Source organism: Nocardioides imazamoxiresistens, from assembly GCF_032378595.1.
Lineage (GTDB): Bacteria > Actinomycetota > Actinomycetes > Propionibacteriales > Nocardioidaceae > Nocardioides > Nocardioides imazamoxiresistens.
Genome location: NZ_JAVYII010000011.1, coordinates 86062 through 110589 on the forward strand (window position 1 = coordinate 86062; position 24528 = coordinate 110589).

The window sequence follows — 24528 nt, forward strand, 5'->3', positions numbered from 1 at the left end:
AGGATCCGGTGGCCGGGAGCGAGACCCCGACCGGGGGCACGGCGGCGGCGCCGCGGCGCCGCGGCGCACGCTGGATGACCCGGGTCGGTCTGGTGCTGGTGCTCGTCGGTGCGGTCCTGCTCGGCTGGGTGGCCTGGCAGCTGTGGGGCACCAGCTGGCAGTCGGGCCGCAAGCACGACCAGGGCGTCGAGCGGCTGGAGGAGGCGTGGCGCTCCGGGCAGGACAGCGTCGAGCTCGACTTCGGCGAGGCCGAGGCCATCGTCCGGATCCCCGCGTTCGGTCCCGACTACGCCGTCCCCGTGCTCGCCGGGACCTCCGACGAGGTGCTGGCCGCCGGGTTCGGCCGCTTCGACGACGTGGCCGCGCCGGGGGAGGTCGGCAACTACGCGCTGGCCGGCCACCGGATCACCCACGGCGAGCCGCTGCGCCGCATGCCCGAGCTGGTCGTCGGCGACGAGGTGGTCGTCGAGACCCGCGAGGCGACCTACACCTACACCCTCGTCACCGGCGGCGACGACCTCGAGGTCGGCTTCCGCGACACCTGGGTGGTCGACCCGCTGCCGACGAACCCGGCTTCCGGATCGGAGGAGGGGGACGGTACGCCCGCCGTGCAGCCGCCGCAGGACGCCGGCGGCCGCCTGCTGACGTTGACCACCTGCGCCGAGCTGTTCCACACCTCGCAGCGGCTGATCGCCTTCGCCGTGCTCAGCGACACCGAGCCGCGCTGACCCGGCCCGGCCCGTGCCGGCCGAGGGTCAGTCCGCGACGCCGTACAGCCGGTCGCCCGCGTCGCCGAGGCCGGGCACGATGTAGCCCAGCTCGTTGAGCCGCTCGTCCATCGCCGCGGTGACCATCCGCACGGGGATCGTCAGGTCGGCCAGCTCATGCTCCAGGCGGGCCGTGCCCTCCGGGGCGGCCAGCAGGCACACGGCGGTGATGTGGTCGGCGCCGCGGTCGACGAGGAAGCGGATCGCGGCCGCCAGCGTGCCGCCGGTCGCGAGCATCGGGTCGAGGACGTAGCACTGGCGGCCGGACAGGTCGTCGGGCAGCCGCTCGGCGTAGGTCGACGCCTGCAGGGTCTCCTCGTTGCGCACCATGCCGAGGAAGCCGACCTCGGCGGTGGGCAGCAGCCGCACCATCCCGTCGAGCATCCCGAGCCCGGCGCGCAGGATCGGCACCACGAGCGGCTTGGGGGAGGCGAGGCGTACGCCCGTGGCCGGGGAGACCGGCGTCGTGATCTCCGTCGGCTCCACCCGCACGTCGCGGGTGGCCTCGTACGCCAGCAGCGTGACGAGCTCGTCCGCGAGCCGGCGGAACGTGGGCGAGTCGGTCCTCACGTCGCGGAGCGCGGTCAGCTTGTGGGCGACGAGCGGGTGGTCGACGACGAGGGTGTCCATGGGAGGCAGCCTAGGGTGCGCCGGCGGTGCGCTCGCGCTCCGCCACCAGGAAGCTGCGCAGACCGGCCACGACGAACGCGTGGTCCTCCACCTGCGGCAGGCCGGAGACGCCGACGGTGCCGACCACGCCGACCCCCCGCAGCCGCAGCGGCAGCACGCCGCCGTTGGCCGCGACCCGCGCGTGGTCGAGCCGCGAGTCGCTCGCGTAGTCGCGCCCGGCGGCCCGGAACCACTCGCGCACCCCGAGCGAGGAGCGGTGGAACTGCAGCACCGCCGCCGCCTTGCGGTCCAGCCACGCGTCGTTGTCGGGGTTCGCGCCGTCGAGGGCGCAGTGGAAGACCCGCTGGCCGGCGAGGGCGACGCCGACGACGATCGCGAGACCGTCCGCCAGCGCCGCCTCGCGCAGGTGCATCCCCAGCCGCCACGCCACGTCGCGGTCGAGGTGGTCGAGCACCAGCTCGCGCTCCTCGGCGTCGATGCGGGCCAGCGACCGCGCCGCCTCGGCGCGCTCCTCGGGGCCGATGGGGGTCGCGCTCACCGGCTCAGGCCTCCGAGGACGCGGCCCACATGTTGAGGCCCCCGTCCTTCGCGTGCTCGTCGATCTCGGCCAGCTCGGCGGCGGTGAACTCCGGCGAGGTCACGCAGCGCACGGTGTCGTCGAGCTGCTCGGGCCGGCTGGCCCCGATCAGCACGGAGGTGACCCGCGGGTCGCGCAGGGCCCAGGCGAGGGCCATCTGGGCCAGCGTCTCGCCGCGGCGCTCCGCGATCGCGTTCAGCGCGCGCACCCGCTCGAGGTTCTCCTCGCTCAGCATGCCGTCGGCGAGGGTCTTGCCCTGCGTCGCGCGGGAGCCCTCGGGGACGCCGCCGAGGTACTTGTTCGTCAGCAGGCCCTGCGCCAGCGCGGAGAAGGCGATGACGCCGAAGCCCTGCTGCTCGGCGACGTCGAGCAGGCTGGGCTCGCCCTCCTCGATCCAGCGGTTGAGCATCGAGTAGGACGGCTGGTGGATCAGCAGCGGCGTGCCGAGGTCGCGCAGCAGGCCGGCCATGGTGGCGCTGCGCGCCGACGAGAACGACGAGATGCCGACGTAGCGGGTCTTGCCGGCCCGCGCGGCCGCGTCGAGCGCGGTGGCGGTCTCCTCGAGCGGGGTCCCGGGGTCGAAGCGGTGCATGTAGAAGATGTCGACGTAGTCCAGGCGCAGGCTGCGCAGGGAGTTGTCGAGGCTGCCGAGGAGGTACTTGCGGCCGCCGCCCGCGCCGTTCGGGCCGGGGAAGAACGGGTAGCCGGCCTTCGTCGCGATGACCAGCTCGTCGCGCAGCCCGGCGAAGTCCTCGGCCAGGATCCGACCGACGTTGCGCTCGGTCGAGCCGGGCGGGGGGCCGTAGCCGTTGGCGATGTCGAAGTGCGTGATGCCGAGGTCGAAGGCGTGCTGCAGCAGCGCGCGCCCCCGCTGCAGCGGTGTGTCGTCCCCGAAGTTGTGCCACGTGCCGAGGGAGACGGCGGGCAGGTGCAGACCGCTGCGACCGACCCGGCGGTGCGGCATGCGGTCGTAGCGGTCGGGGGCGGGCGTGTAGGTCATGGTCTCGCTTCCGTGAGGTGCGTGGGGTGCGGTGAGGGAGAGGGGGTACGCGGGGCGCGGGCGTCTCAGGCGCCGGTCGCGCTGCTCGCCAGCGCGGCCAGCAGGTCGAGCTGGCGCGGGTCGTCGAGGGCGGACCCGACGGCCACGACGCGCGCGCCCGCGGCCAGGTAGTCGGCCGCGTTGTCGGCGTCGATGCCGCCGGTGGCGACGAGCGGCAGACCGGGGAACGGGCCCTGCACCGCACGGAACCAGCCGGTGCCCAGCACGCTGGCGGGGAACGCCTTGACCCAGGTCGCGCCGGCGCCGAGGGCGTGCTGCACGTCCGTGGGCGTGGCCACGCCGGGCAGGTGCGGCAGGCCGGCGTCCTCGCTGGCGCGCAGCACCTCGGGGGAGAAGCCGGGCGCGACGGTGAAGCGGGCGCCGGCGTCGGCCGCACGGCGTACCCGCTCGGCGCTCGTCACGGTGCCCGCGCCGACGACCCGGCCGGCCGCCTCGGCCGCGCGGACCGCGGCGCCCAGGGACGCGACGGCGTCGTCGGACTGGATCGGCACCTCGACCACGTCGATGCCCACGCTCCAGGCGCGCTCGCACAGCGCCACGGTGCGGCCGGGGTCGTAGCCGCGCAGGATCGCCATCACGGGCGTGCGGGCGAACAGCTCGTCGAAGCCTGCCGGGGCGCTCACGGGCGGTACCCGATCGCCGCGGAGACGTCGCCGACGACCTGGCCCAGGCGCGGCAGCAGCTGCTCGAGCGCCGGCAGGTCGGCCTTGGCCTTGAGCGCGGTCACCGACACCGCGGCGGTCACCTCGCCGCGGGCGTCGTGGATGGGCATGGCGACGCAGTTGATGTAGTTCTCGTACTCGGCGTCGTCGACCGACCAGCCGCGGTCGCGGACGGTGTCGAGCTCGGCGAGGTACGCGGCGGGGGAGGTCAGGGTGGTCTCCGTGTGCTTCTCGAAGGTGTGGCCGTCGAGCAGGCGCTCGACGACGCCGCGCGGCTGGAAGGCGAGGATCGCCTTCGCGACGCCGGCGGTGTGCAGGACGACCGGCTGGCCGACCTGCGAGTACAGCCGCACCATGCCGGGCTGCTCGATCTTGTCCGCGTAGACGATGGCGGACCCGTCGAGCACGGCGAGGTGCACCGTGTGCAGGCACTCCCGACCCAGCTCGGCCAGGTGCGGGCGTGCGATGTTGGCGAGGTCGAACTGCTCGGCGGCCACCGAGGCCAGCCCGGCCAGCCGGTAGCCGACGCCGTAGCGGCCGTCGGCGTAGCGGCGGGTCAGGCCGGACTCGGTGAGCGTCTGCAGCATGCGCAGCGCCGTCGAGCGGTGCACGCCGAGGTGCTCGGCGATCTCGCTCTGCGTGCGGGGCTGGACGCTGACCAGCTCCAGGACCTCGGCAGCTCGCTGGATGCTCTGGGACATCGGACCCTCCGCTCAGGCCGGGACGAAGTCGTGGGTGCTGCTCAGGGCCCGTGCCGCGGTCTCGTGGCCCTGGCGCAGACGCCGGCCGACGTCCCGCCCGTGGATCATCGCCGAGAGGTAGCCGGCGGTGAACGCGTCCCCGGCACCGACGGGCTCGACGACCTCGACCGGGATCGACGGCTCGAAGACCGCGGTGGTCCCGTCGTACGCCGTCGCGCCCAGGGCGCCGTCCTTGACCACGAGCGTGCCGCTCATCTGCAGGCGCGTGTGCAGGCGCTGCGGGTCGCCGTCGTCCCACAGGTCCTCGGCCTCGTCGCGACCGACGAACACGAGGTCGCAGCGGGCGGCGAGCCGGGCGAGGACCCGGGCCGCCTCCCCGGGGGCCCACAGCTGGTGGCGGTGGTTGACGTCGAACGAGACCAGGGCGCCCGCGCGCCGGGCGGCGGCGAGCGCCGCGTCGACGAGGTCGGCGCAGGACGCCGAGAGCGCCGGCGTGATGCCGGTCAGGTGCACGACGCGTACGCCCGACAGGTCGACGCCGTCGAGGACCCCCGGGCCCATCCGCGACGCGGCCGAGCCGGCCCGGTAGTAGTGCACGGTGGTGCCCTCGGCGCCGGGGTCCTTGAAGTAGACGCCGGTCGGCGCCTCGGGGTCGACCGCGACCCACCGCACGTCGACGCCGTGCCCGCCGATCTCGTCGACCATCCGCTCGCCGAGCGGGTCGTCCCCGACGGCGCTGACCCACGCGGCGCGGTGCCCGAGGCCGGCGAGGTACAGCGCGACGGTCGACTCGGCGCCGCCGACGCGGACGGAGAAGTGCTCGGCCAGCCGCAGCGGCTGCGAGGTGGTGGGCGTGACCAGCGCCATCGTCTCGCCGACGGTGACGACGGTCGGCGCGTCAGCCGACGGGGGTAGGGGTGCGCTCGTCGAGCTCACGCTGACGACGTCCTTTCACGAGGCTGCGGAGGGAGGGCAGCGTGACGGCCAGCAGGCTGACCACGAGCAGCGTCATCCCGATGGGGCTGGAGAAGAAGGCGCCGGGGCCGTCGATGAGCAGGGCCCGGCGCAGGTTGCTCTCCGCGAGCGGGCCGAGGATCAGGCCGAGCACGAGGGGGCCGGGCGGGAAGCCGAACCGTCGCAGGAGCAGGCCGATGCCGCCGAAGATCCACATCAGGGCCACGTCGAACACGCTGTTCTGCACGGCGAAGGTGCCGACCATGCAGAAGGTGACGATGACGACGGCCAGGTAGCGCTGCGGCAGGGCGAGCAGCTTGACGACGCCGCGCATCCGCACCAGGGACAGGGCGAGGGCCAGCACCGTCGCGGCCGTCATGATCCCGGCGAGGCTGTAGACGAGGTCCGGACGCGTGACGAACAGCGCCGGGCCGGGCTGCAGGCCCCACACGATCATCGAGCCGAGCATCACGGCCATCACGGAGTCGCCCGGCACGCCGACGGCGAGCGTGGTCGTCAGCGACCCGCCCATCGTGGCGGTGCTGGCGCTGTCGGGCGCGGCGACGCCCTCGATGGAGCCCTTGCCGAACTCCTCCGGGAGCTTCGACGTGCGACGGGCCTGGTCCCAGGCGATGACGCCCGCGATGTCGCCACCGGCGGCGGGCACGACGCCCACGACCGACCCGACGGCGGAGCCGATGGCGGTGGGGCGGGCGAGCCGGCGCGCCTCGGCGCGGTCCGGCCACCAGCGGCCCATCTGGGTGATCGGCTCGGCCGGCGCCCCGCGACGCGCGGAGACCATCTGGTTGGCGACCTCGGCGATGCCGAAGAGACCGACGATCGCGGCGATGAACGGGATGCCGCTGGCGAGCTCGTCGAAGCCGAAGGTGAAGCGCTGGTCGCCGGTGATCGGGTCGCGCCCGATGCTGCCGAGCAGCAGGCCGAACGCACCGGCGGCGAGGCCCTTGACCAGGCGGCCGCTGGAGACGCCGATCATCATCGTCAGGCCGAAGACGACCAGGCAGAACATCTCGACCGGGCCGAACTCGAGCGCGAACGACGCGAGCGGCTGCGCGAGCAGCACCAGGATGAGGATGCCGACCAGGGCGCCGATGGCGGAGACCAGGGCGGACGCGGTCAGCGCCACGCCGGCGCGGCCGGCGCGGGCCATGGGGTAGCCGTCGAAGGTGGTGGCGATCGAGGCCGGGGTGCCCGGCGTGTTGATGAGGATCGAGGGCACCCGGTCGCCGAACTGTGCGGCGACGTAGATGGCGAGCAGCACGGCGAGGCCGGGCAGCGGGTCGAGCGTCAGCGTGAAGCCCGCCGCCAGGGCGACCGCCATGGTCGCGGTCACGCCGGGCACGGCGCCGACGAGCGTGCCGAGCAGCACGCCGATCAGCAGGCACAGGGCGATCGTGGGGTCCGCGAGGGCGCCGAGGCCCTCGGCCACGGGGCTCACAGCGGCACCCGCAGGAGCACGCCGAAGATGCCGTAGAGGAGCGCCACGACCACGATCGGGAACAGCACGAGCTCGCGCCAGCCGCGGCTGCCGAGCACGGCGGTCAGCGCGGAGGTGAACACCAGGGTGACGGCCACGAAGTGGAAGTAGTGCCAGGCGGCGCCGTACGCCACCACCAGCACTGCGAGCGCGCCGAGCTGCAGGACGCCGTCCCGGGTCGCGGGCGGGTCGTCCGGGGTGCCGACGCGCACGACGCCCGCGACGGCGATGCCGACGGCGGCGAGGAGCAGGAAGCCGCCGAGCAGGGTCGGCCACCACGCGGGACCCATCCCGCCCGAGGACGCGGCCGGCTCCGGGAGGTCCTGCGCGCCGACGAGGACGGCGACGCCGAGCGCGGCGACGACCGCGGCGACCAGCAGGTCGCGCACGCGTCGGTAGGGAGCGGGCGCCTCGGCGGCCTCGGTGGCCTCGGCGTCGGGGGTGTCGGGGGTGTCGGGGGTGTCGGGCGTACCGGGCCCGGCGGCCGGGGCAGCGCCCGCGGCGACCGGTCCCCGCGCGCCGGTCGCCGCGGAGGCGGCCGGCGCGCCGTCGGTCGGGCCGAGGGGCGCGACGTCGGAGGGGGCGGGGGTGACCATCAGCCGAACAGCTCCGCGAACCGGTCGCTCTCCTGCGACACGAACTCCGCCGACTCCTCGGCGTCGCGGTAGGTCACGATGTTGCCGCCGCTCTCGATGAGCTCGACGTAGTCGGGCGCCTCGACGGCGGTCGCGACCGCCTCCTCGAGCGCGTCGCGGACGTCGTCGGGCAGGCCGGTGGGAGCCGCGATCACGGCCCAGCTGCCGATCACGACGTCGATGCCCTCGGAGGTGGCGGTGGGGACGTCCTCGAGCGCCGGGGCGGGCTCGTCGGTGAAGACGGCGAGCACGCGCAGGCGACCGTCCTCGTGGGCGGGGGCCGTCTCGCCGATGCCGGCGACGACGGCGTCGACCTGGCCGCCGATCGCGGCGGTGACGGCGGGCGCGCCGCCGTCGAAGGGGACCGCCTGCAGCTCGACGTCGGTCGCCTGGGCGAGCGCCGTGACGCCCGCGTCCCAGATCGAGCCCGCGCCGGCGGTCGAGACCGAGACCGACCCGGGGTCGCTCTCGGCGGCCTCGACGAGGTCGGCCAGCGTCTCGTACGGGCTGTCCGCGGGCACCGCGATCGTGCCCGGCTGCGAGTTGACCTGGCCGACGAAGTCGTAGTCGTCGGGGACGACGTCGAAGCCCTGGTACTGCAGCATGCTGACCTCGACCGGGAACACGGCGATGGAGTAGCCGTCGGCGTCGAGGCCCGCCACGTGCTCCATGCCGACGGATCCGGCCGCGCCGGGCCGGTTCTCGACCACCACGGAGACGCCCAGCTCGTCCTCGAGCTCCGCACCGAGCGTGCGGGCCGTCAGGTCGGTCGCGCCGCCGGCGGCGGTCGGCGTGAAGAACGTGATCGTGCCCGAGGGGAAGTCGCCGTCGTCGCCGCCCCCGCCGCCGCGGGAGGCGCAGGCGCCCAGGGCGAGCGCGAGGGTGGTGGTGGCGGAGACCGCGACGAGGCTGCGGCGGACGAGGTGTGGGGACATCGGCGTCTCTTTCGTTCTGTTGCGCATTGTGCAACACGATTGCGTCTGGTGCACACGCTAGGCGAGGTGTGGCGGGCGCCACAAGCAGAACGGCGAAATTCGGTACGCGCTGCTCGCGCGGTCTCCGAACGCGGAACGCCCTTGAGGGCCCCCCGTCCGGTCTGTCAGGCTGAGGCTCGGGCCCGGCGGCGGGCCGCGGGAACGGCGAGCAGGCAAGGGGCGGGGCTATGACCGACGGTGACGCCATCGACTTCGCGATCGTCGCGTACCGCGAGGAGGGCATCTGGCAGCTGCACGAGATCGTCGACGACGTCCTCGACTCGGTCGAGACGCTCGCTGCGGCGCTGCGCCGCTTCCCGGGGGACGGCGGTGCCCTCGGGGTGGTCGCGGTCGACGAGGACTTCTTCGTGCTGCTGCGCGTGGCCGGGGCGAGCACCCGGATCCTGCTCTCCGACGCGACCGCCGCCGACGAGTGGGAGCTCGCGCGCTCCGCGCTCGAGGAGCTCGACCTCCCGCTGCCCGACGAGGACGACGAGCAGGAGCCCGCCGGCGACCTGGGCCTGCTGGCCGACCTCGGCGTGAACGCCATGGACCTCGGTCTGCTCCTGGACGACGAGGACCTCTACCCCGACGAGATGGTCTCCGAGATCGCCCGCAAGCTCGGTTTCGGTCGGCTCTTCGACGACGCCGTCGGCCTGACCTCGGCCTGACCGGGGTCGTCGCCGCTCCGATGGTCCACCCGCAGGGCGCCCGCTGGGGCCTGCCGATGCGCGCCGCCCTCGACGAGGCGCGCTCCGCGCTCGCCACCGGCGACGTCCCGATCGGTGCGGTCGTCGTGGACGGCGCCGGCCGTGTGCTCGGCGCGGGCCGCAACGTGCGTGAGGCGGACGCGGACCCGACGGGCCACGCCGAGGTCGTCGCCCTGCGTGCCGCGGCCCGGGCGCGGGGCGAGTGGCGCCTCGGTGGCTGCACCCTGGTCGTCACCCTCGAGCCCTGCACCATGTGCGCGGGCGCGGCGGTCCTGTCGCGCGTCGACCGCGTGGTCTTCGGGGCGTACGACGACAAGGCCGGCGCGGTCGGCAGCCTGTGGGACGTCGTGCGCGACCGTCGGCTCAACCACCGTCCGGAGGTGGTCGCCGGCGTGATGGCGGGCGAGGCGCGCGACCTGCTGGCGGACTTCTTCGCCGCTCAGCGCGGCGACGGGCGGGACTGAGGACGGGGCCGAGGTGGTGCCGAGGCCGCGTCACGACTCCCGGCGGCCGGCCGCGGTGTAGTCCGCGGCGGCGTCGGCGATCCGCCGCAGGGCCGCCAGGTGGCGACGGAAGGCCGTGCGCCCGTCGTCGGTCAGGGCGAACCACGTGCGTGGCCGCTTGCCGACGTAGCCCTTGACGACCTCCACGAAGCCCGCCCGTTCGAGGTGCGAGGCGTGCTTCGACAGCACCGAGTCGGAGACCCCGATCGCGTCGCGCACCAGCGCGAACTCGGCGCGGTCGACGTCGACGAGGCTCGCCATGATGGCGAAGCGCGCCGGCGTGTGGAAGGTCTCCTCGATCGCGGCGTCGGCGGCGTCGCTCACCGCACGCCCGCCGCAGCTCCGGCCGCGACGGGCGTGGGGCGGGCCCGGCGGTGCGCGGAGGCGGCGGCGGCCAGGCAGATCGCCAGCATGGCGAGCCCGCCACCCGCCCACCACGCCCAGCCGAGGTCGGCGAGCGACCCGACGAGCACAGTGGTGCACCAGGCCGCGGTCCACGCGCCCATCGTGACGCCGTGCAGCGCGGCCATGCCGCGCACCGTGGCGCGGCGGGTGGCGGCGTACACCGACGTCGCGACGACGAGCACCACCCACAGCGTCGTCGTGACCACGACGACCACCGGGTCGCCCGTCAGCCCGACGCCGAGCGCCAGGACGACCGAGCCGAGGCCGAGGGCCACGTAGTACGGCACCAGCCACCGGGCGGCCGAGGTGCTCGTCGTGGACAGGGAGGTGGCCTGCTCGAGGGAGCGGCGGGCGTCGTCGGGGTCCATGCGGCGACCGTAGCAACTATTTGCCGGTACGGAAAGTAATTTCCCTGAGGGGGGCCGGATGCCGCCTCGCTCACCCGGCCGGGCCGAGCACCACCGCCCCGCCGGCGGGCACGACCACCGCGTCGCCGTCGAGCTCGTGACCGCCGGGGGTCGACCACACGACCTCCGAGCCGCGCCGCGGCTCGGTGACGGGCACGTCGCCGAGCGCCAGCACGAGGCGCAGGCGGCCGCGTCCCACGCGTACCGCCCGGGTCGTCTCGTCGACCTCGCAGGTCGTCGCGCCGAAGGACGGGTCCGTGAGGTCGGGGTACGCCCGCCGCAGCCGGGCCAGCGAGCGGTACGCCTCGAGCAGCACCGCGTGCCGGCCGCCCTCCGCCTCCGACCAGTCCAGCTTCGAGCGCTCGAACGTCGCCGGGTCCTGGGGGTCCGGCACGACGGCCGGGTCCCAGCCCATCCGCTCGAACTCCGCGATCCGGCCCTCGGCGGTCGCCGTGCCGAGCTCGGGCTCGGGGTGGGACGTGAAGAACTGGAACGGCGTCGAGGCCGCCCACTCCTCGCCCTGGAAGAGCATCGGCGTGAAGCCGGAGCAGAGCGTCAGGAGCGCGGCGCTCGCCAGCTGGTCGTCGCCGAGGTGCTCCGTGAGCCGGTCGCCACGCGCGCGGTTGCCGATCTGGTCGTGGTTCTGCGAGCAGACGACGAGCCGCCACGTCGGCGTGGTGGCGACGTCGATCGGCCGGCCGTGGTCGCGGTCGCGGAACGAGCTGAAGGTGCCGTCGTGGAAGAAGCCGCGGGTCAGCACCTTCTGCAGGGCCGCGAGCGGCTCGAAGTCCGCGTAGTAGCCGGACGTCTCACCGGTCAGCGCCACGTGCACCGCGTGGTGGAAGTCGTCGCTCCACTGCCCGTCGAGGCCGTAGCCGCCGGCCTCGCGCGGCGTGAACATCACCGGGTCGTTGAGGTCGCTCTCGGCGATGAGGGTGAGCGGCCGTCCCAGGTGCGCGGACAGCGCGGCGGTCTCGACCGCCATCTCCTCCAGCACGTGGGTGGGCGAGGAGTCGTGCAGCGCGTGCACGGCGTCGAGGCGCAGGCCGTCGACGTGGAAGTCGCGGAACCACCCGGCCACGTTGTCCAGCACGTAGCGGCGCACGTGCTCCGAGCCGTCCTCGTCGAGGTTGAGCAGGTCGCCCCACGTGTTGCGGCCCGACTTCAGGTAGGGCGCGAAGAGCGGGAGGTAGTTCCCCGACGGGCCCAGGTGGTTGTAGACCACGTCCTGCACGACGCCGAGCCCGGCGGCGTGGCAGGCGTCGACGAACCGCTGGTAGGCGGCCGGCCCGCCGTACGTCTCGCTGACCGCGAACCACCCGACGCCGTCGTAGCCCCAGTTGTGGGTGCCGTTGAACGAGTTCACCGGCAGCAGCTCGACCAGGTCGACGCCGATGGAGACGAGGTGGTCGAGACGCCCGATCGCGGCGTCCAGGGTGCCCTCCGTGGTGAACGTGCCCAGGTGGAGCTCGTAGATCACGGACCCGGCGAGCTGGCGGCCCGTCCAGGACTGGTCGGTCCAGGTGAACGCGCCGGGGTCGAAGGTGCGCGACAGGCCGTGCACCCCGTCGGGCTGGCGCAGCGAGCGCGGGTCGGGGCGCGGCGTCGGGTCGTCGTCGACCAGGTAGCCGTACGCCACGCCCTCCGGCCAGCTGGCCACGTCGCCCGCGAGCAGGCCGCGGCGCGCGCCCGGCGGCACGCGCCACCAGTCGTCGGCGCCGCGCTCGAGGTCGACGACCTCCTCGTGGTCGCCGCCGGAGACGACGAGGCGGACGTTGCGGGGCCGCGGGGCCCACACGGAGAAGGTCACGAGTCCTCCCGGACGAGCAGTGCTACGGGGTGGTCGGCGAGCAGGTCGGCGAGCCTCGCGGACGTCACGGGACGCCCGCTGACGCGGTCGGTCCAGGTGCCCTCGGGCAGCGCCAGACGGGTGTCGCCCCACCCGCCGCGACCGGCGAGGCCCACGGGCAGCCGGGTGGCGACGGTGACGGCGCCGCCCCGGTCGAAGGCGACGACGTGCTGGGCGGCGTACCCCTCGGCGGCGACGGGGGTGTAGGAGGTGAACAGCTCGGGTCGCGCCCGGCGCAGCCGCAGCGCCTCGGCGACCACGCGCATCTTGACCGCACCCGAGTCGCCGACGCCGCCGACCAGCGGCGGGGCCACGCCGCCGAGCAGGGCGGGCAGCACCTCGGCGCGCAGGTCGAAGTCGACCGGCCGCCGGTTGTCGGGGTCGACGAGCGACTGCTCCCACAGCTCGCTGCCCTGGTAGACGTCCGGGACGCCCGGCACCGTCAGCGTCACCAGCTTCGCGCCGAGCGCGTTGCTCCAGCCCGGGTCGGCGACGACGTCGAGCAGGGTGGCGAGCACGCGGCGCACCCGGCGGTCGTCGAGGGCGGCGTCCACGACCGCGTGCACCGCCTTCTCGTAGTCGGCGTCGGGGTCCGTCCACGTGGTCCGGTCGCCGGCCTCGCGCATGGCCTTCTCGGCGTACGCGTGGAGCCGGCGCCGCAGGTCGGGCCCGGCGCTGCCGGGCCACGCGCCCACGACCGCCTGCCACAGCAGCGAGCCGAAGGCCGGGTCGGGCACCGGCACGAGGTCGAGCAGCTCGCGCAGCGCCCCGGCCCACACCTCGGGCACCTCGGCGAGCACCGAGATGCGGGCGCGCACGTCCTCGCCGCGCTTCGTGTCGTGCGTGGACGAGGCCGTCATGGCGTGCGGCCAGTGCTCCTGGCGGTGCGCCATCGCCTCGTGGAACTCCGCGGGGGCGACGCTGAACACGGAGGGGTCGCCGCCGACCTCGTTGAGGCTGGTCAGGCGCGACCAGCGGTAGAACGAGGTGTCCTCGACGCCCTTGGCCATCACCATGCCGGAGGTCTGCTGGAAGCGCAGCGCCGCTGGGTGCGCGGGGTCGGTGAGCACGGGCACCAGCGCGTCGAGCGTCCCGGCGAGGTCGGGGCGCCGGGCGCGGGCCGCGCCGAACGCCTCGTCGAGGTGCTCGCGGCCCTCGGGCAGGTACGAGCGGTAGACGCTCATCGCGGCCGCCAGCTCGGCGACGGCGTCGACGACCGCGTCGCGACCCGCGCCCTCGAGGTCGCCGACCTCGCGTCCGATGCGGCGGATCTCGGAGCCCAGGATCCCGTCGGCGATCGCGCGTTTGCGCTCGTGCACCAGGGCGGTCCAGTCGACGGGGGCGCCGCGCAGCGACGTCTCGAGCACGTCGAGCGGCTCCTGGCCGGCCGGGTCGACGAAGAGGCGGTCGACGAGCGCCATCGCGTCGTAGCCGGTGGTGCCGGCGGTCGCCCAGCCCTCGGGCAGCTCCTCGCCGTGCTCGAGGATCTTCTCGACCAGCACGTACGCCCCGCCCGTCGCCGCCGCGAGGTCGTCGAGGTAGCCGGCCGGGTCGCGCAGGCCGTCCGGGTGGTCGACGCGGAGGCCGTCCACCATGCCCTCGGCGAACCAGCGCAGGATCTCCGCGTGGCTGGCGTCGAACCAGCGGCGGTCCTCGACGCGCACGGCGGCGAGGGTGTTGACGGCGAAGAAGCGTCGGTAGTTCAGGCGGTCGTCCGCGGTGCGCCAGCCGACCAGCTCGTAGTGCTGGCGGGCGTGGGTGGCCTGGGCGTCGAAGCCGGCGCCCTTCGCGACGAGCGTGCCGGGAGCCACGGGGAAGCGGTGGTCGTGGTAGCGCAGCTCGCCGTCCACGACCGCCAGGTGGTCGATGCGGCCGCCGGCCACGTCGCCGTCGAGCAGGTCGTCGTCGCCGACCACGGGGATCCGGACCCGCCCGCCGCCGGCGTCCCAGTCGACGTCGAACGCGTCGGCGTACGGAGAGGTGCGCCCGGCCGCCAGCAGGGACCACCACCACGCGTTGGCGGACGGCGTGGCCACGCCCACGTGGTTGGGCACCACGTCGACCAGCACGCCCATGCCCAGCGAGCGGGCGCGGGCGACGAGCGCGGACAGGCCGGCGGGACCGCCGCGCGAGGCGTCGACGCGGTCGTGGGCGACCACGTCGTAGCCGTGGTCGCTGCCGGGCTCGGCCTCGAGCAGCGGCGACAGGTAGACCCAGTCGGCGCCGAGCGCGTGCAGGTAGGGCAGCGTGCGCGCGGCGGCAGCGAGGTCGAAGGTCGACGTGATCTGCAGCCGGTAGGTGCTGGCGGGCACGCGCGACGGGGGCGGTGGGGTGCTGGGCATGGGGCTCCCGTTCCGGGTGGCTGAGCAGTCGGAGGTGGCGCTCCGCCAGCGTAGGAGGTCGGGCCACGCCGACGGCTCGGACGACGGTGGCGCCGAGCGGGGTTGGGGCGGCGTGTGCCGGGTACACGGCCCCACGGCGAGGCGGGCCGACCGGCCCGTCCGGACCGACGAGAGGGAGCAGATGAGGATCACCGCACGGACCGCCCACGCCCGCACGCTCACGACCCTGGGCACTGCAGCAGTGCTCGCCATGGGCCTGGTGGCCTGCGGCGGCGACGACGGCGACGGCGCCGACGGCGGCGACGGTGGCGAGGACTCGGTCGCGCTGGTCGACCGCGACCCGCAGGAGATCATGGACCTGGCCGAGCGGGCGACGCTCGGTGCCGACTCGGTCCAGCTGACCGGGACGATCACCCAGGACGGGGTCGAGACCACCATCGACGGCCGCCTCGGCGGCGCGGACGCCTGCGAGATCACCCTGACCGTCGACGGCGCGACCGTCGAGGTGCTGGGCGTCGACGGCGAGTACTGGATGAAGCCCGACGCGACCTTCTGGACCCAGCAGGGCGGCCCGTCCGGTGCGCAGGTCGCGGAGCTCGTCGGCGACCGGTGGGTCGTCGACCCCGAGGGGTCGTTCGCGGAGCTGTGCGACGTCAAGACGCTGCTCGGCAGCGAGGACGACGACGGCGACGAGCCCGAGTACACGGGGGCCGAGGAGACGACCCGCGACGGCGAGGACGTCGTCGAGGTCTCCATCGAGGACGAGGAGGGCGACGGCTCTGCCTTCGTCCGCGCCGACGAGCCGCACTACGTCGTCGCCATCGTCCGCGAGGGCGAGAACGAGGGCGAGATGACCTTCTCGGAGTTCGACGAGGAGTTCGAGGTCGAGGCTCCCGCCGCCGCCGACCAGGTCGACCTGCAGGACCTCGGCTGACCGGCCGGGCCATCCACCGGAGGAGAGCAACCATGCGCCACACCACCCGCCGCGGCCCGCGCCGCGTCGCCGCGCTGATCGGCACCGCAGCGCTCGCCACGACCGTCCTCGTCGGCTGCGGCGGTGACGGGGACGACGACGGGGACGAGGGCGGTGATGGCGGCTCGGGCTCCTCGCAGACCGAGGACGCCGACGAGGAGCCGTTCGCCGACCTCGAGGCGACCGAGGTCGTCGACCTCGGTCTCGAGACCCTGGACGACGCCGAGTCGCTCCGGATCGTGGGCACCGTCGAGGAGGACGGCGGCGAGGTCGAGCTGGACGTCCAGGTCGACCGGGAGGGCAGCTGCACCGGCACGGTCGGCATCTTCGGCGGCCAGATGGACGTCCGCGCGGTCGACGGCCAGCAGTGGGTCCGCGCCGACGCGGCCTTCTACGAGGCCATCTCGGGCGGCGACCCCGAGGCCGCGGTGATCATCCCGCAGGTGGCCGACCGCTGGGTGATCGGGGAGACCACCGACGACCTCGTCGAGTTCTGCGACGTCGACGCGCTGCTGGACGAGTTCGCCGACGGCGAGCTCGACTCGGCGGAGAAGGGCGAGGTCGTCGAGACCGATGCCGGCGACGCACTGGAGGTCCTGGGCACGTCGGGCGGCGACGACGTCGTCGTGCAGGTGCTCGTCGACGACCCGACGTACGCCGTCGGCTTCAGCGGCCCCGGCGTCGAGCTGACGGGCAGCGACTTCGACGAGCCGGTGGAGGTCGAGGAGCCGCCGGCCGACGAGGTCGTCGACCCGGCCGAGCTCGGTCTCGGCTGACCCCACCCGCACCAGGACGGCGACGGCCGGCCCCTCCGAGGAGGGACCGGCCGTCGCCGCTCGCGGGCGGTGCCGCGTGGGGCCGCGCCGTCAGTCGTCGCTCATCGCCGCCAGGCTGGCCGCGACCGAGTGGTCCGGCTCCTCGACCGGGGCGTGGTGCTCGCGCAGCACCACGACGCTGCGCGAGGCCACCGGCAGGCGCGACGCCGCCGCGTGCGGACGGTCGTCGGCGAGGACCCCGGCCGTGTCGACGACGACGTCCCACGCCTCGGCGTACTCCTCCGGCGGCAGCTGCACCTCGCAGTCGCCGTCGGCGTTGAAGTAGAGCAGGAAGTGGTCGTCGCTGATCACCTGTCCGCGGGCGTCGCGCCCCGCGATGCCGTGACCGTTGAGGTACATGCCGAGCGCCTGCGCGGCCGGCGTGCCGGGGTCGGCGCCCGTCCAGTCCTCGTCCTCCATCGGCCGACCGTCGAGGTGCAGCCAGACGATGTCGTTGAGGCGGTCGCCCTCCTCCCCGGGCAGCGGGGTGCGCACGGAGCCGCCGGTGAAGAACCGCTTGCGGCGGAACGTGGGGTGCGCGTGCCGCAGCCGCGCCAGCGCCGCCGTGAACTCGATCAGCGGCCGGTCGGCGTCGTCCCAGTGCACCCACGACAGCTCGTTGTCCTGGGCGTACGTGTTGTTGTTGCCGTCCTGCGTGCGCCCCAGCTCGTCGCCGTGCAGGAGCATCGGCACGCCCTGGCTCAGCAGCAGCGTGGCGATCACGTTGCGCTGCGTGCGGGCGCGGGCGCCGAGGACCTCCGGGTCGTCGGTCGGGCCCTCGACCCCGTGGTTCCAGGACCGGTTGTGACTCTCGCCGTCGCGGTTCTCCTCGCCGTTGGCGTCGTTGTGCTTCTCGTCGTAGGAGACGAGGTCGCGCAGCGTGAAGCCGTCGTGGGCGGTGACGAAGTTGATCGAGGCGAACGGGCGGCGGCCGGACTGCTCGTACAGGTCGCTGGAGCCCGCGAGCCGGGAGGCGAACTCGCCCAGGCTCGGCTCGCCGCGCCAGAAGTCGCGCACGGTGTCCCTGTACTTGCCGTTCCACTCGGTCCACTGCGGCGGGAAGCCGCCGACCTGGTAGCCACCGGGGCCGACGTCCCAGGGCTCGGCGATCAGCTTGACCTGGCTGACCACCGGGTCCTGCTGCACGAGCTCGAAGAAGGTGGCGAGCCGGTCGACGTCGTAGAACTCGCGGGCCAGCGTGGAGGCGAGGTCGAAGCGGAAGCCGTCCACGTGCATCTCGGTGACCCAGTAGCGCAGCGAGTCCATGATCAGCTGCAGCGAGTGCGGGTGGCGCACGTTGAGGGTGTTGCCCGTGCCCGTGTAGTCCATGTAGTAGCGCCGGTCGTCCTCGACCAGGCGGTAGTACGCGGGGTTGTCGATGCCCTTGAAGCTCAGCGTGGGGCCGAGGTGGTTGCCCTCGGCGGTGTGGTTGTAGACCACGTCGAGGATGACCTCGATGCCCGCCTCGTGCATGGCCTTGACCATCGACTTGAACTCCTGGACCTGCTGCCCGGAGTGACCGGCCGACGCGTAGCTCGAGTGCGGCGCGAAGAACCCGATGGTGTTGTAGCCCCAGTAGTTGCGCAGGCCCTTCTCGACCAGCGTGCTGTCCTGCACGAACTGGTGCACCGGCATCAGCTCGATGGCGGTCACGCCGAGCTTCGCGAGGTGCTCGGTGATCGCCGGGTGGCCGAGTGCCGCGTAGGTGCCGCGGATCTCCTCGGGGATGTCGGGGTGCAGCTGCGTGAGGCCCTTGACGTGCGCCTCGTAGATCACGCTCTCCTCGTACGGCGTGCGCGGGCGGCGGTCGCCCTCCCAGTCGAAGTACGGGTTGATCACGACGCTGTGCGCGGTGTGGGGCGCGGAGTCGTCGTCGTTGCGGGTCTCCTCGTCGCCGAATACGTAGGCGAACAGCGCCGGGTCGGCGCCGATCTCGCCCGCGGTCGCCTTGGCGTACGGGTCGATCAGGAGCTTGTGCGGGTTGCACCGCAGGCCGTTCGCCGGGTCCCACGGGCCGTGCACGCGGTAGCCGTAGTGCTGCCCGGGCTGGACCGCGGGCAGGTAGGCGTGCCAGACGTACGCGTCCACCTCCGACACCTCGACCCGGGTCTCCACCCAGCCGCCGTCGTCCCCCGGCTCGAACAGGCAGAGTTCGACGCGCTCCGCCACTTCGCTGAACAGCGCGAAGTTCGTGCCGCTCCCGTCGAACGTCGCCCCCAGCGGGTACGCCGTTCCCGGCCAGACCTCCATGCGTGCTCCCTCGGCTCAGTGCGTACTCGTCCCGCTCCCGGTTCCCCCCGTTGGCACGATCCAACCAGGCGGACGAAGCGAGCCCCCGTGCTTCAATCGCCAGGGTGACCGAGACCTCGCCGTCCGCCCCGACCCCGACGCGCTCCGCGCTCTCCGACGGGGCCGCCGTCGTCGACGCCCTGACGGTCGGGCTGCTCGCCGACCTGGCGGGCCCCGACGACGCCGATCACGCCGGTGACCTGGTCCTGTCGCCGTTCTCCGTGGCCGCGGCCCTCGGCATGGCGCTGGCGGGCGCGTCGGGCGGGACCGAGCGCGAGATGGCCCGGGTGCTGGGCGACCTCCCGCCCGAGCGGATCCACGCCGGCCTCGCCGCGGTGACGACGCACCTCGCCGGGCTCGCCGGCCCGGTCGTGCTCGCCGACGGCACGGACGACGAGGTCGCGCTCTCGCCGGCCAACGCGGTGTACGCGCAGGCCGGCCTGCCGTGGCAGCGGGCGTTCCTCGACCTGCTGGACTCCGCGTACTCCGTCGAGCCCCACGCGGCCGACTTCCGCGGGGCGCCGGAGCAGGCGCGCGGCGAGATCAACCACTGGGTCGCGCAGCGCACGGCCGACCGGATCCCCGAGCTGGTGCCGGCGGGCGCCGTCGACGCCGACACCCGGCTGGTGCTCGTCAACGCGTTGCACCTCAAGGCGCCGTGGGCCACGCAGTTCGAGGAGGCGCACACCCGCCCCGGACGCTTCACGACCGCCGAGGGACGCGAGGTCGAGGTGCCGATGATGCGCTCGGTCGGGGCCGCCAGCGGCCACGCCGAGGTCGACGGCGCGCGGGTGGTGCGGCTGCCGTACGCGACCGGTCGCCTCGCCATGACCGTGGTGCTGCCGCCCGAGGGCGAGGAGGCGGCGCTGCGCAGGCGGCTGGGGGAGCGGGGCTGGCGGGCGTACGCAGGGGCCGAGGTCGCCGGCGAGGTCGACCTGACCATGCCGCGCTGGGAGGCGCGCACCCAGGCGGAGCTCGGCGACGCGCTCGCGCGCCTCGGCATGGCGAGCGCCTTCTCGGGCGAGGACGCCGACTTCTCCGCGATGACGCCCGAGGACCGGCTCGCGATCGCCGCGGTCGTGCACGAGGGCTGGGTGGCGGTGGGCGAGGCGGGCACGGAGGCCGCAGCGGCTACCGCCGTCATGATGCGCCTCGCCGGGGCCGTCGTGCGGGTCGAGCGCGAGGAGGTCGTGCTGGACCGCCCGTTCGCCTGGTGCGTCCACGACGTCGAGCACGGCGTCCCGGTCTTCGTCGGGTGGGTGGCGGACCCGTCGGAGTGACGGTTCGCCGACCCGGGCTGACGTCGACAGCAGGACTGTGACGTTCTCGGTGTCACGGCGTCTTGGCAGGGCTATTACCGGCGAGTAGGGTCACCCGGGTGAAGCGCGAGATCTACGACGAGGACCACGAGGCCTTCCGCGCCTCGGTGCGCGAGTTCCTGGAGCGTTCGGTCATCCCGGACGTCGAGGACTACGCCGAGAGCAAGGCGATCCCCCGCGAGTTCTGGCTCGAGGCGGGTAAGCAGGGCTTCCTCGGCCTGGAGATCCCGGAGGAGTACGGGGGCGTCGGGGCGCAGGACTACCGCTTCAACGCCGTGATCGGCGAGGAGCTGAGCAAGGTCAACGCCGCGCTCGGGTCCTGCTGGGGCATCCACGCCGACATCACCGCGCCCTACATCGTGGCGCTCGGCTCGGAGGAGCAGAAGCAGCGCTGGCTGCCGCGGGTCGCCGCGGGCGAGCTGCTGCTGGCGATCGGGATGACGGAGCCGTCCGGCGGCTCCGACCTCGCCGCGCTGCGCACCACCGCCGTGCGCGACGGCGACGAGTGGGTGATCAACGGCTCCAAGACGTTCATCACGAATGGCTACTCCGCCGACATCGTGCTGACGGCCGTGCGCACCAGCCCGGAGAAGGGCGCCCGCGGCATCACCCTGTTCGCGATCGAGGCGACCAAGGAGGGCTTCAGCCGCGGCCGCAAGCTCGACAAGGTCGGCCAGGACGAGTCCGACACCGCCGAGCTCTTCTTCGAGAACGTCCGGGTCACCGACGAGGAGATCGTCGGCGAGCTCGACGGCGGCTTCATCCACATGATGCAGAAGCTGCCGCAGGAGCGCCTCGGCTGCGCGGTCTCCAACGTCGCCCACGCGAAGCAGATCCTGATGGAGACGCTGGAGTACGCGAAGGAGCGCAAGGCGTTCGGCCAGGCCGTCGGGCAGTTCCAGCACAACAAGTTCCTCCTCGCCGAGCTGGTCACGCAGATCGAGGTCGCCGAGGCGTACATCGACAAGTGCGTCGTGGCCCACGCGGCGGGCGAGCTGAGCCCGGTCGACGCGGCCAAGGCCAAGTGGTGGTCGTCGCAGGCGCAGAACGAGGTCCTCGACCACTGCGTCCAGCTGCACGGCGGCTACGGGTTCATGAACGAGTACCGCGTCGCCCGCGCCTGGCGCGACGCCCGCGTCTCGAAGATCTGGGCCGGCTCCAACGAGATCATGAAGGAGCTCATCGGCCGCGAGCTCGGTCTCTGAGCCGCACGGAAGTCGGAGAACCGGCCTCGATCGGCCCGCTCGGGGCGATTTCGGGGCGGTTTTCCGACTTCCGTGCTGTCCACAGGGGTGTGGATGGGCGTCCGTGGTGCGTGACCCGGCGCGGGACCATCTCAGGTGTGCTCACCGATCCCGTCGAGGTGCTCATCGCCTGTGGAGGCATCGCCACCCGGCAACGCTTGGCGCGGTCCTGCCGCCGCGTCGACATCGACGCCGCCCTGGCCGCCGGCACGATCGTGCGGGCCCACCGCACCCTCTACCGGCTGCCCGATCTCGACCGCGCCCTGGCTGTCGCCGCCGCGTGCAGCGCGCAGGTGGCGGTGCTGAGCGCGGCGGTCGCCCACGGCTGGGAGGTCGCGCTGCAGCCGACACGTCCCTGGTTGAAGGTCGGGCCCGGCCAGCGTGCCCCGCGAGCGCGCGCCCACGTCATCTGGGGCGAGCCGGACGAGGGGACGGGTCTCGTCACCTCCGAACGCACCACGGTCCTCGACTGCGCACGCCGGCTGCCGCTGCACGACGCGCTCCCGGTGCTCGACTCGGCGCTGCGCCACGGGTACGACCACGACACGCTCCGGGCCGACGCGGCCCGACTGCGGGGCAAGGGGGCGCCGGCGGCCCGTCGAGCCATCGGCCTCGCGAGCGGGCGCGCGGCCAACCCGTTCGAGTCGCGCCTGCGAGCGCTGGCCGTCGAGGCGGGCCTGGCCGTGGAGCCGCAGGTCGAGCTCGCGCTGGCGCCGGGCCTGCTGGAGCCCGCGGACCCGGAGGTCGCGCGACCCGACCTCGTCGACCGGTCCCGGTCGCTCGTGCTGGAGGCCGACTCGTGGGAGTTCCACACCGGCAAGGCCGCCTTCCAGGCCGACTGCTGGCGCTACACCGTGCTCACCCTCAGCGGGTGGACGGTCCTCCGCTTCACCTGGTGGCAGGTCATGCACCAGCCGGACTGGGTCCGCGCGGCCCTGGCCCGATATGCGCGCGACAGCGCCGCTCGGGCGGCGTAGCGTCGGCGGCACATGCGCATCTTCACCGCGGTCCTGCCGCCCGCCGACGTCCTCGCCCACCTCGACGACTTCCTGGACGTACGCCGCCACGCCGCCGCCCTACGCTGGTCGCGCGTCGAGCAGCTCCACCTGACCCTCGCCTTCGCCGCCGAGGTCGACGAGTGGCGGCTCGACGAGGTCGTCGAGCGCACCGCGGCGGCCGCGGCGCGGCGTACTGCCTTCGACCTCCGCGTCGCCGGCGGCGGGGCGTTCCCGCACGCGGACGCCGGCAAGGTGCTGTGGGCCGGGCTCGAGGTGGACGCGGCGGGCGCCGGGGAGCTCGAGGCGCTGGCCCGCGGCGCCCGCTCGGCGCTCTCGACGGCCGGCGCCGCGGTGGACGGCGGCCGCTTCCGCCCGCACGTCACGGTCGCCCGCTCCGGCCGACCGGTGCAGCTGAGCGACTGGGTGCGGCTGCTGGACGCGTACGCCGGCCCCGCCTGGCGCGTCGACGAGGTCGCCGTCGTCGCCTCGCACCTGGGGGAGGGCGCGCGCCGGCGGCCGCGGCACGAGGTGCTCGCGACCGTGCCGCTGGGCGCCGGCCCGGCCCGCACGCCCTAGGATCAGCGCCCATGAGCGCCCCCGACTCCCCGGCCAAGCAGACCGTCCTCGCCCAGGTCAACGAGAAGGCGATCGTGCGGGGCGAGGTGACGCTGAGCTCGGGCAAGAAGGCGGACTACTACGTCGACATGCGCCGCGTGACGCTCGACGCCGCGGCCGCCCCCGCGATCGGGCGCGTGATGCTCGAGCTGACGGCCGACTGGGACTACGACGCCGTCGGCGGGCTGACGCTGGGTGCCGACCCGGTCGCCACGGCGATGCTGCACCAGGCCGCGGCCGACGGGCGCATGCTCGACGCGTTCGTCGTGCGCAAGGCCCAGAAGGTCCACGGCCTGCAGAAGCTGGTCGAGGGCCCGCCGGTGGCCGGCCGCCGCGTGCTGGCCGTCGACGACACCTCGACGACCGGCGGCTCGGTGCTCGAGGCCGTCGCCGCGCTGCGGGCCGAGGGCGCCGAGGTCGTGGGCGTCGCGGTGATCGTGGACCGCGACACCGGCGCCGACGAGCGGGTCGAGGCGGAGGGCGTGCCCTACCGCTACGCGGTGGGCAAGGTCGAGCTCGACATCTGAGGCCCCTAGGGTCGTCGCCGATGACGACGACCCGCGCGCGCACCTGGACCCACGTCCCCCTCGACGTCCTGCGGGGCTTCGCGATCGGCCTGGCGGAGCTGGTGCCGGGCATCTCGGGCGGCACCGTCGCCCTGGTCACGGGCGTCTACGAGCGGCTGCTGGCCTCGGCCTCCCACCTGCTGCGGGCGGTCCGGCGGGTGGTGCCGGGCAGGGAGCGCCCGTCCGCGGCCGGCGAGCTGCGGCGGGTCGAGTGGTCCCTGGTCGTGCCGGTGCTGGTGGGCATGGTCGGCGCCGTGCTGCTCCTCGCGGGGCTCGTCGAGGGGTTCGTCACGGAGCAGCCCGAGCACGCCCGCGGCCTGTTCCTCGGCCTGGTCGCCGCAAGCGTCGTCGTGCCCGTGCGGATGATGCCGGCGCGCGGGAACGCCCGGTCCGCCGTCGTCGACGCGGTGCTCGTGGTCGGGGGTGCCGCGGCGGCCTTCCTGCTCGTGGGGCTGGCCTCCGACCGGGCCGTGACCGACCCGCCCGCCTGGGCGGTCTTCCTCGCGGCGGCGGTGGCGATCTGCGCGCTCGCCGTACCGGGGCTCTCGGGCTCCTTCTTCCTGCTCGCTGTCGGGCTGTACGCGACGACCCTCACGGCCGTCGACGAGCGCGACCTGGGCTACCTCGGGATCTTCGCCGCCGGCGCGGCGACCGGTCTCGCCCTCGTCGTCCCCCTCCTGGTGCACGTGCTCCAGCGCCACCGCCGCACGGCGCTGCTCGTGATGACCGGGATGATGCTGGGCTCGCTGCGGGCGATGTGGCCCTGGCAGTCCTCCGGAGGTGCGCCCGACGACGCCGACGGCGCGGGGACGCTGCTGGCCCCGACGGGGCCGGTCGTCGGCCCGGTGCTGCTGGCGCTCCTCGGCGTCCTCGTGGTCACGGCGCTGGTCGTGGTGGAGTCCCGTGCCGTGCGTCGCGGGGTGCGCGAGGACTGAGTCGCCGGGCGGACGCCCGGCTATCCTCGCCGCGTGATCACGACCGGCACCCTGCCTGGCCTGACCCATCTCCCCGGCGTCTCGACGCTGGTCGCGAGCG

At 74.2% G+C, this 24528-nt stretch carries 25 protein-coding genes; 11 read left to right on the forward strand and 14 right to left on the reverse strand.

Annotation, left to right across the window (positions count from 1 at the left end; translation table 11 throughout):
• The first annotated feature begins 8 nt into the window (after nt 1–8).
• Nucleotides 9–728 carry a class E sortase gene (locus RDV89_RS19725; protein WP_315735949.1) on the forward strand — a complete coding sequence of 240 codons (720 nt, stop codon included), beginning with the start codon at nt 9–11 and terminating at the stop codon, nt 726–728.
• A gap of 27 nt (nt 729–755) precedes the next feature.
• Here RDV89_RS19725 and upp read toward each other — a convergent pair whose 3' ends face one another.
• From upp to RDV89_RS19770, 9 genes are all read right to left on the reverse strand, one after another.
• Nucleotides 756–1397, reverse strand: a complete 642-nt coding sequence (gene upp, locus RDV89_RS19730) for a uracil phosphoribosyltransferase (protein WP_315735951.1) — start codon at nt 1395–1397, stop codon at nt 756–758.
• A 10-nt stretch (nt 1398–1407) separates the two neighbouring features.
• On the reverse strand, nt 1408–1935 hold the full coding sequence (locus RDV89_RS19735; protein ID WP_315735953.1) for a heme-degrading domain-containing protein: 528 nt from the start codon (nt 1933–1935) through the stop codon (nt 1408–1410).
• Nucleotides 1936–1939: 4 nt separating this feature from the next.
• Complete coding sequence (gene mgrA, locus RDV89_RS19740; protein ID WP_315735955.1) at nt 1940–2974, reverse strand: L-glyceraldehyde 3-phosphate reductase; 1035 nt, start codon at nt 2972–2974, stop codon at nt 1940–1942.
• 65 nt (nt 2975–3039) lie between these two features.
• On the reverse strand, nt 3040–3657 hold the full coding sequence (locus RDV89_RS19745; RefSeq protein ID WP_315735956.1) for a bifunctional 4-hydroxy-2-oxoglutarate aldolase/2-dehydro-3-deoxy-phosphogluconate aldolase: 618 nt from the start codon (nt 3655–3657) through the stop codon (nt 3040–3042).
• Nucleotides 3654–4397: an IclR family transcriptional regulator gene (locus RDV89_RS19750; RefSeq protein WP_315735959.1), complete on the reverse strand. Its 744-nt coding sequence runs from the start codon at nt 4395–4397 to the stop codon at nt 3654–3656. Before RDV89_RS19750 ends, RDV89_RS19745 begins: the two co-directional genes overlap by 4 nt.
• A gap of 12 nt (nt 4398–4409) precedes the next feature.
• On the reverse strand, nt 4410–5333 hold the full coding sequence (locus tag RDV89_RS19755; RefSeq protein WP_315735961.1) for a sugar kinase: 924 nt from the start codon (nt 5331–5333) through the stop codon (nt 4410–4412).
• The gene (locus RDV89_RS19760) at nt 5296–6810 is read right to left on the reverse strand and encodes a tripartite tricarboxylate transporter permease (protein WP_315735962.1); all 1515 of its coding nucleotides are present in this window, start codon (nt 6808–6810) and stop codon (nt 5296–5298) included. Before RDV89_RS19760 ends, RDV89_RS19755 begins: the two co-directional genes overlap by 38 nt.
• Nucleotides 6807–7445 carry a tripartite tricarboxylate transporter TctB family protein gene (locus RDV89_RS19765; RefSeq protein ID WP_315735964.1) on the reverse strand — a complete coding sequence of 213 codons (639 nt, stop codon included), beginning with the start codon at nt 7443–7445 and terminating at the stop codon, nt 6807–6809. The genes RDV89_RS19760 and RDV89_RS19765 overlap by 4 nt, the downstream gene beginning before the upstream one ends.
• On the reverse strand, nt 7445–8419 hold the full coding sequence (locus tag RDV89_RS19770) for a Bug family tripartite tricarboxylate transporter substrate binding protein (RefSeq protein ID WP_315735966.1): 975 nt from the start codon (nt 8417–8419) through the stop codon (nt 7445–7447). The genes RDV89_RS19765 and RDV89_RS19770 overlap by 1 nt, the downstream gene beginning before the upstream one ends.
• Before the next feature lie 227 nt (nt 8420–8646).
• Between RDV89_RS19770 and RDV89_RS19775 the strand changes: the two genes are divergently transcribed.
• Both RDV89_RS19775 and RDV89_RS19780 read left to right on the forward strand, forming a co-directional pair.
• Nucleotides 8647–9129: a tRNA adenosine deaminase-associated protein gene (locus tag RDV89_RS19775; protein ID WP_315735968.1), complete on the forward strand. Its 483-nt coding sequence runs from the start codon at nt 8647–8649 to the stop codon at nt 9127–9129.
• Nucleotides 9130–9185: 56 nt separating this feature from the next.
• A complete protein-coding gene (locus RDV89_RS19780; RefSeq protein ID WP_315736109.1) occupies nt 9186–9632 on the forward strand; it encodes a nucleoside deaminase in 447 nt (148 codons plus the stop codon).
• A 30-nt stretch (nt 9633–9662) separates the two neighbouring features.
• Here the strand turns inward: RDV89_RS19780 and RDV89_RS19785 are convergent, their stop codons facing one another.
• The 4 genes from RDV89_RS19785 to treY all read right to left on the reverse strand — a co-directional run bounded on the left by RDV89_RS19785 (nt 9663) and on the right by treY (nt 14674).
• On the reverse strand, nt 9663–9995 hold the full coding sequence (locus RDV89_RS19785) for a winged helix-turn-helix domain-containing protein (protein ID WP_315735970.1): 333 nt from the start codon (nt 9993–9995) through the stop codon (nt 9663–9665).
• Nucleotides 9992–10444 (reverse strand): hypothetical protein, encoded by a 453-nt coding sequence (locus RDV89_RS19790; protein ID WP_315735972.1) that lies wholly within the window; start codon nt 10442–10444, stop codon nt 9992–9994. The genes RDV89_RS19785 and RDV89_RS19790 overlap by 4 nt, the downstream gene beginning before the upstream one ends.
• A 70-nt stretch (nt 10445–10514) precedes the next feature.
• Complete coding sequence (gene treZ / locus RDV89_RS19795; RefSeq protein WP_315735974.1) at nt 10515–12293, reverse strand: malto-oligosyltrehalose trehalohydrolase; 1779 nt, start codon at nt 12291–12293, stop codon at nt 10515–10517.
• On the reverse strand, nt 12290–14674 hold the full coding sequence (treY, locus tag RDV89_RS19800; protein ID WP_315735976.1) for a malto-oligosyltrehalose synthase: 2385 nt from the start codon (nt 14672–14674) through the stop codon (nt 12290–12292). Before treY ends, treZ begins: the two co-directional genes overlap by 4 nt.
• Nucleotides 14675–14855: 181 nt before the next feature.
• On the opposite strand from treY, the gene RDV89_RS19805 reads away from it, so the two are divergent.
• The gene (locus RDV89_RS19805) at nt 14856–15608 is read left to right on the forward strand and encodes a hypothetical protein (protein ID WP_315735978.1); all 753 of its coding nucleotides are present in this window, start codon (nt 14856–14858) and stop codon (nt 15606–15608) included.
• Nucleotides 15609–15640: 32 nt separating this feature from the next.
• Nucleotides 15641–16423, forward strand: coding sequence for a hypothetical protein (locus RDV89_RS19810; protein WP_315735980.1), 783 nt, complete (start codon nt 15641–15643; stop codon nt 16421–16423).
• Between the two features lie 90 nt (nt 16424–16513).
• On the opposite strand, the gene glgX is transcribed toward RDV89_RS19810, so the two are convergent.
• Nucleotides 16514–18712, reverse strand: coding sequence for a glycogen debranching protein GlgX (gene glgX, locus RDV89_RS19815; RefSeq protein ID WP_315735982.1), 2199 nt, complete (start codon nt 18710–18712; stop codon nt 16514–16516).
• A gap of 104 nt (nt 18713–18816) precedes the next feature.
• Between glgX and RDV89_RS19820 the strand changes: the two genes are divergently transcribed.
• From RDV89_RS19820 to RDV89_RS19845, 6 genes are all read left to right on the forward strand, one after another.
• The gene (locus tag RDV89_RS19820) at nt 18817–20031 is read left to right on the forward strand and encodes a serpin family protein (protein WP_315735985.1); all 1215 of its coding nucleotides are present in this window, start codon (nt 18817–18819) and stop codon (nt 20029–20031) included.
• 98 nt (nt 20032–20129) lie between these two features.
• Nucleotides 20130–21275 carry an acyl-CoA dehydrogenase family protein gene (locus RDV89_RS19825; protein ID WP_315735987.1) on the forward strand — a complete coding sequence of 382 codons (1146 nt, stop codon included), beginning with the start codon at nt 20130–20132 and terminating at the stop codon, nt 21273–21275.
• 137 nt (nt 21276–21412) lie between these two features.
• Nucleotides 21413–22291: an endonuclease domain-containing protein gene (locus RDV89_RS19830; protein WP_315735988.1), complete on the forward strand. Its 879-nt coding sequence runs from the start codon at nt 21413–21415 to the stop codon at nt 22289–22291.
• 12 nt (nt 22292–22303) lie between these two features.
• The gene (thpR, locus tag RDV89_RS19835; RefSeq protein WP_315735990.1) at nt 22304–22888 is read left to right on the forward strand and encodes an RNA 2',3'-cyclic phosphodiesterase; all 585 of its coding nucleotides are present in this window, start codon (nt 22304–22306) and stop codon (nt 22886–22888) included.
• An 11-nt stretch (nt 22889–22899) separates the two neighbouring features.
• Entirely contained in the window at nt 22900–23454 is a 555-nt protein-coding gene (gene pyrE / locus RDV89_RS19840) for an orotate phosphoribosyltransferase (RefSeq protein ID WP_315735992.1), read from the forward strand.
• A 20-nt stretch (nt 23455–23474) separates the two neighbouring features.
• The gene (locus RDV89_RS19845) at nt 23475–24428 is read left to right on the forward strand and encodes a DUF368 domain-containing protein (RefSeq protein ID WP_315735994.1); all 954 of its coding nucleotides are present in this window, start codon (nt 23475–23477) and stop codon (nt 24426–24428) included.
• Nucleotides 24429–24528 lie beyond the last annotated feature (100 nt).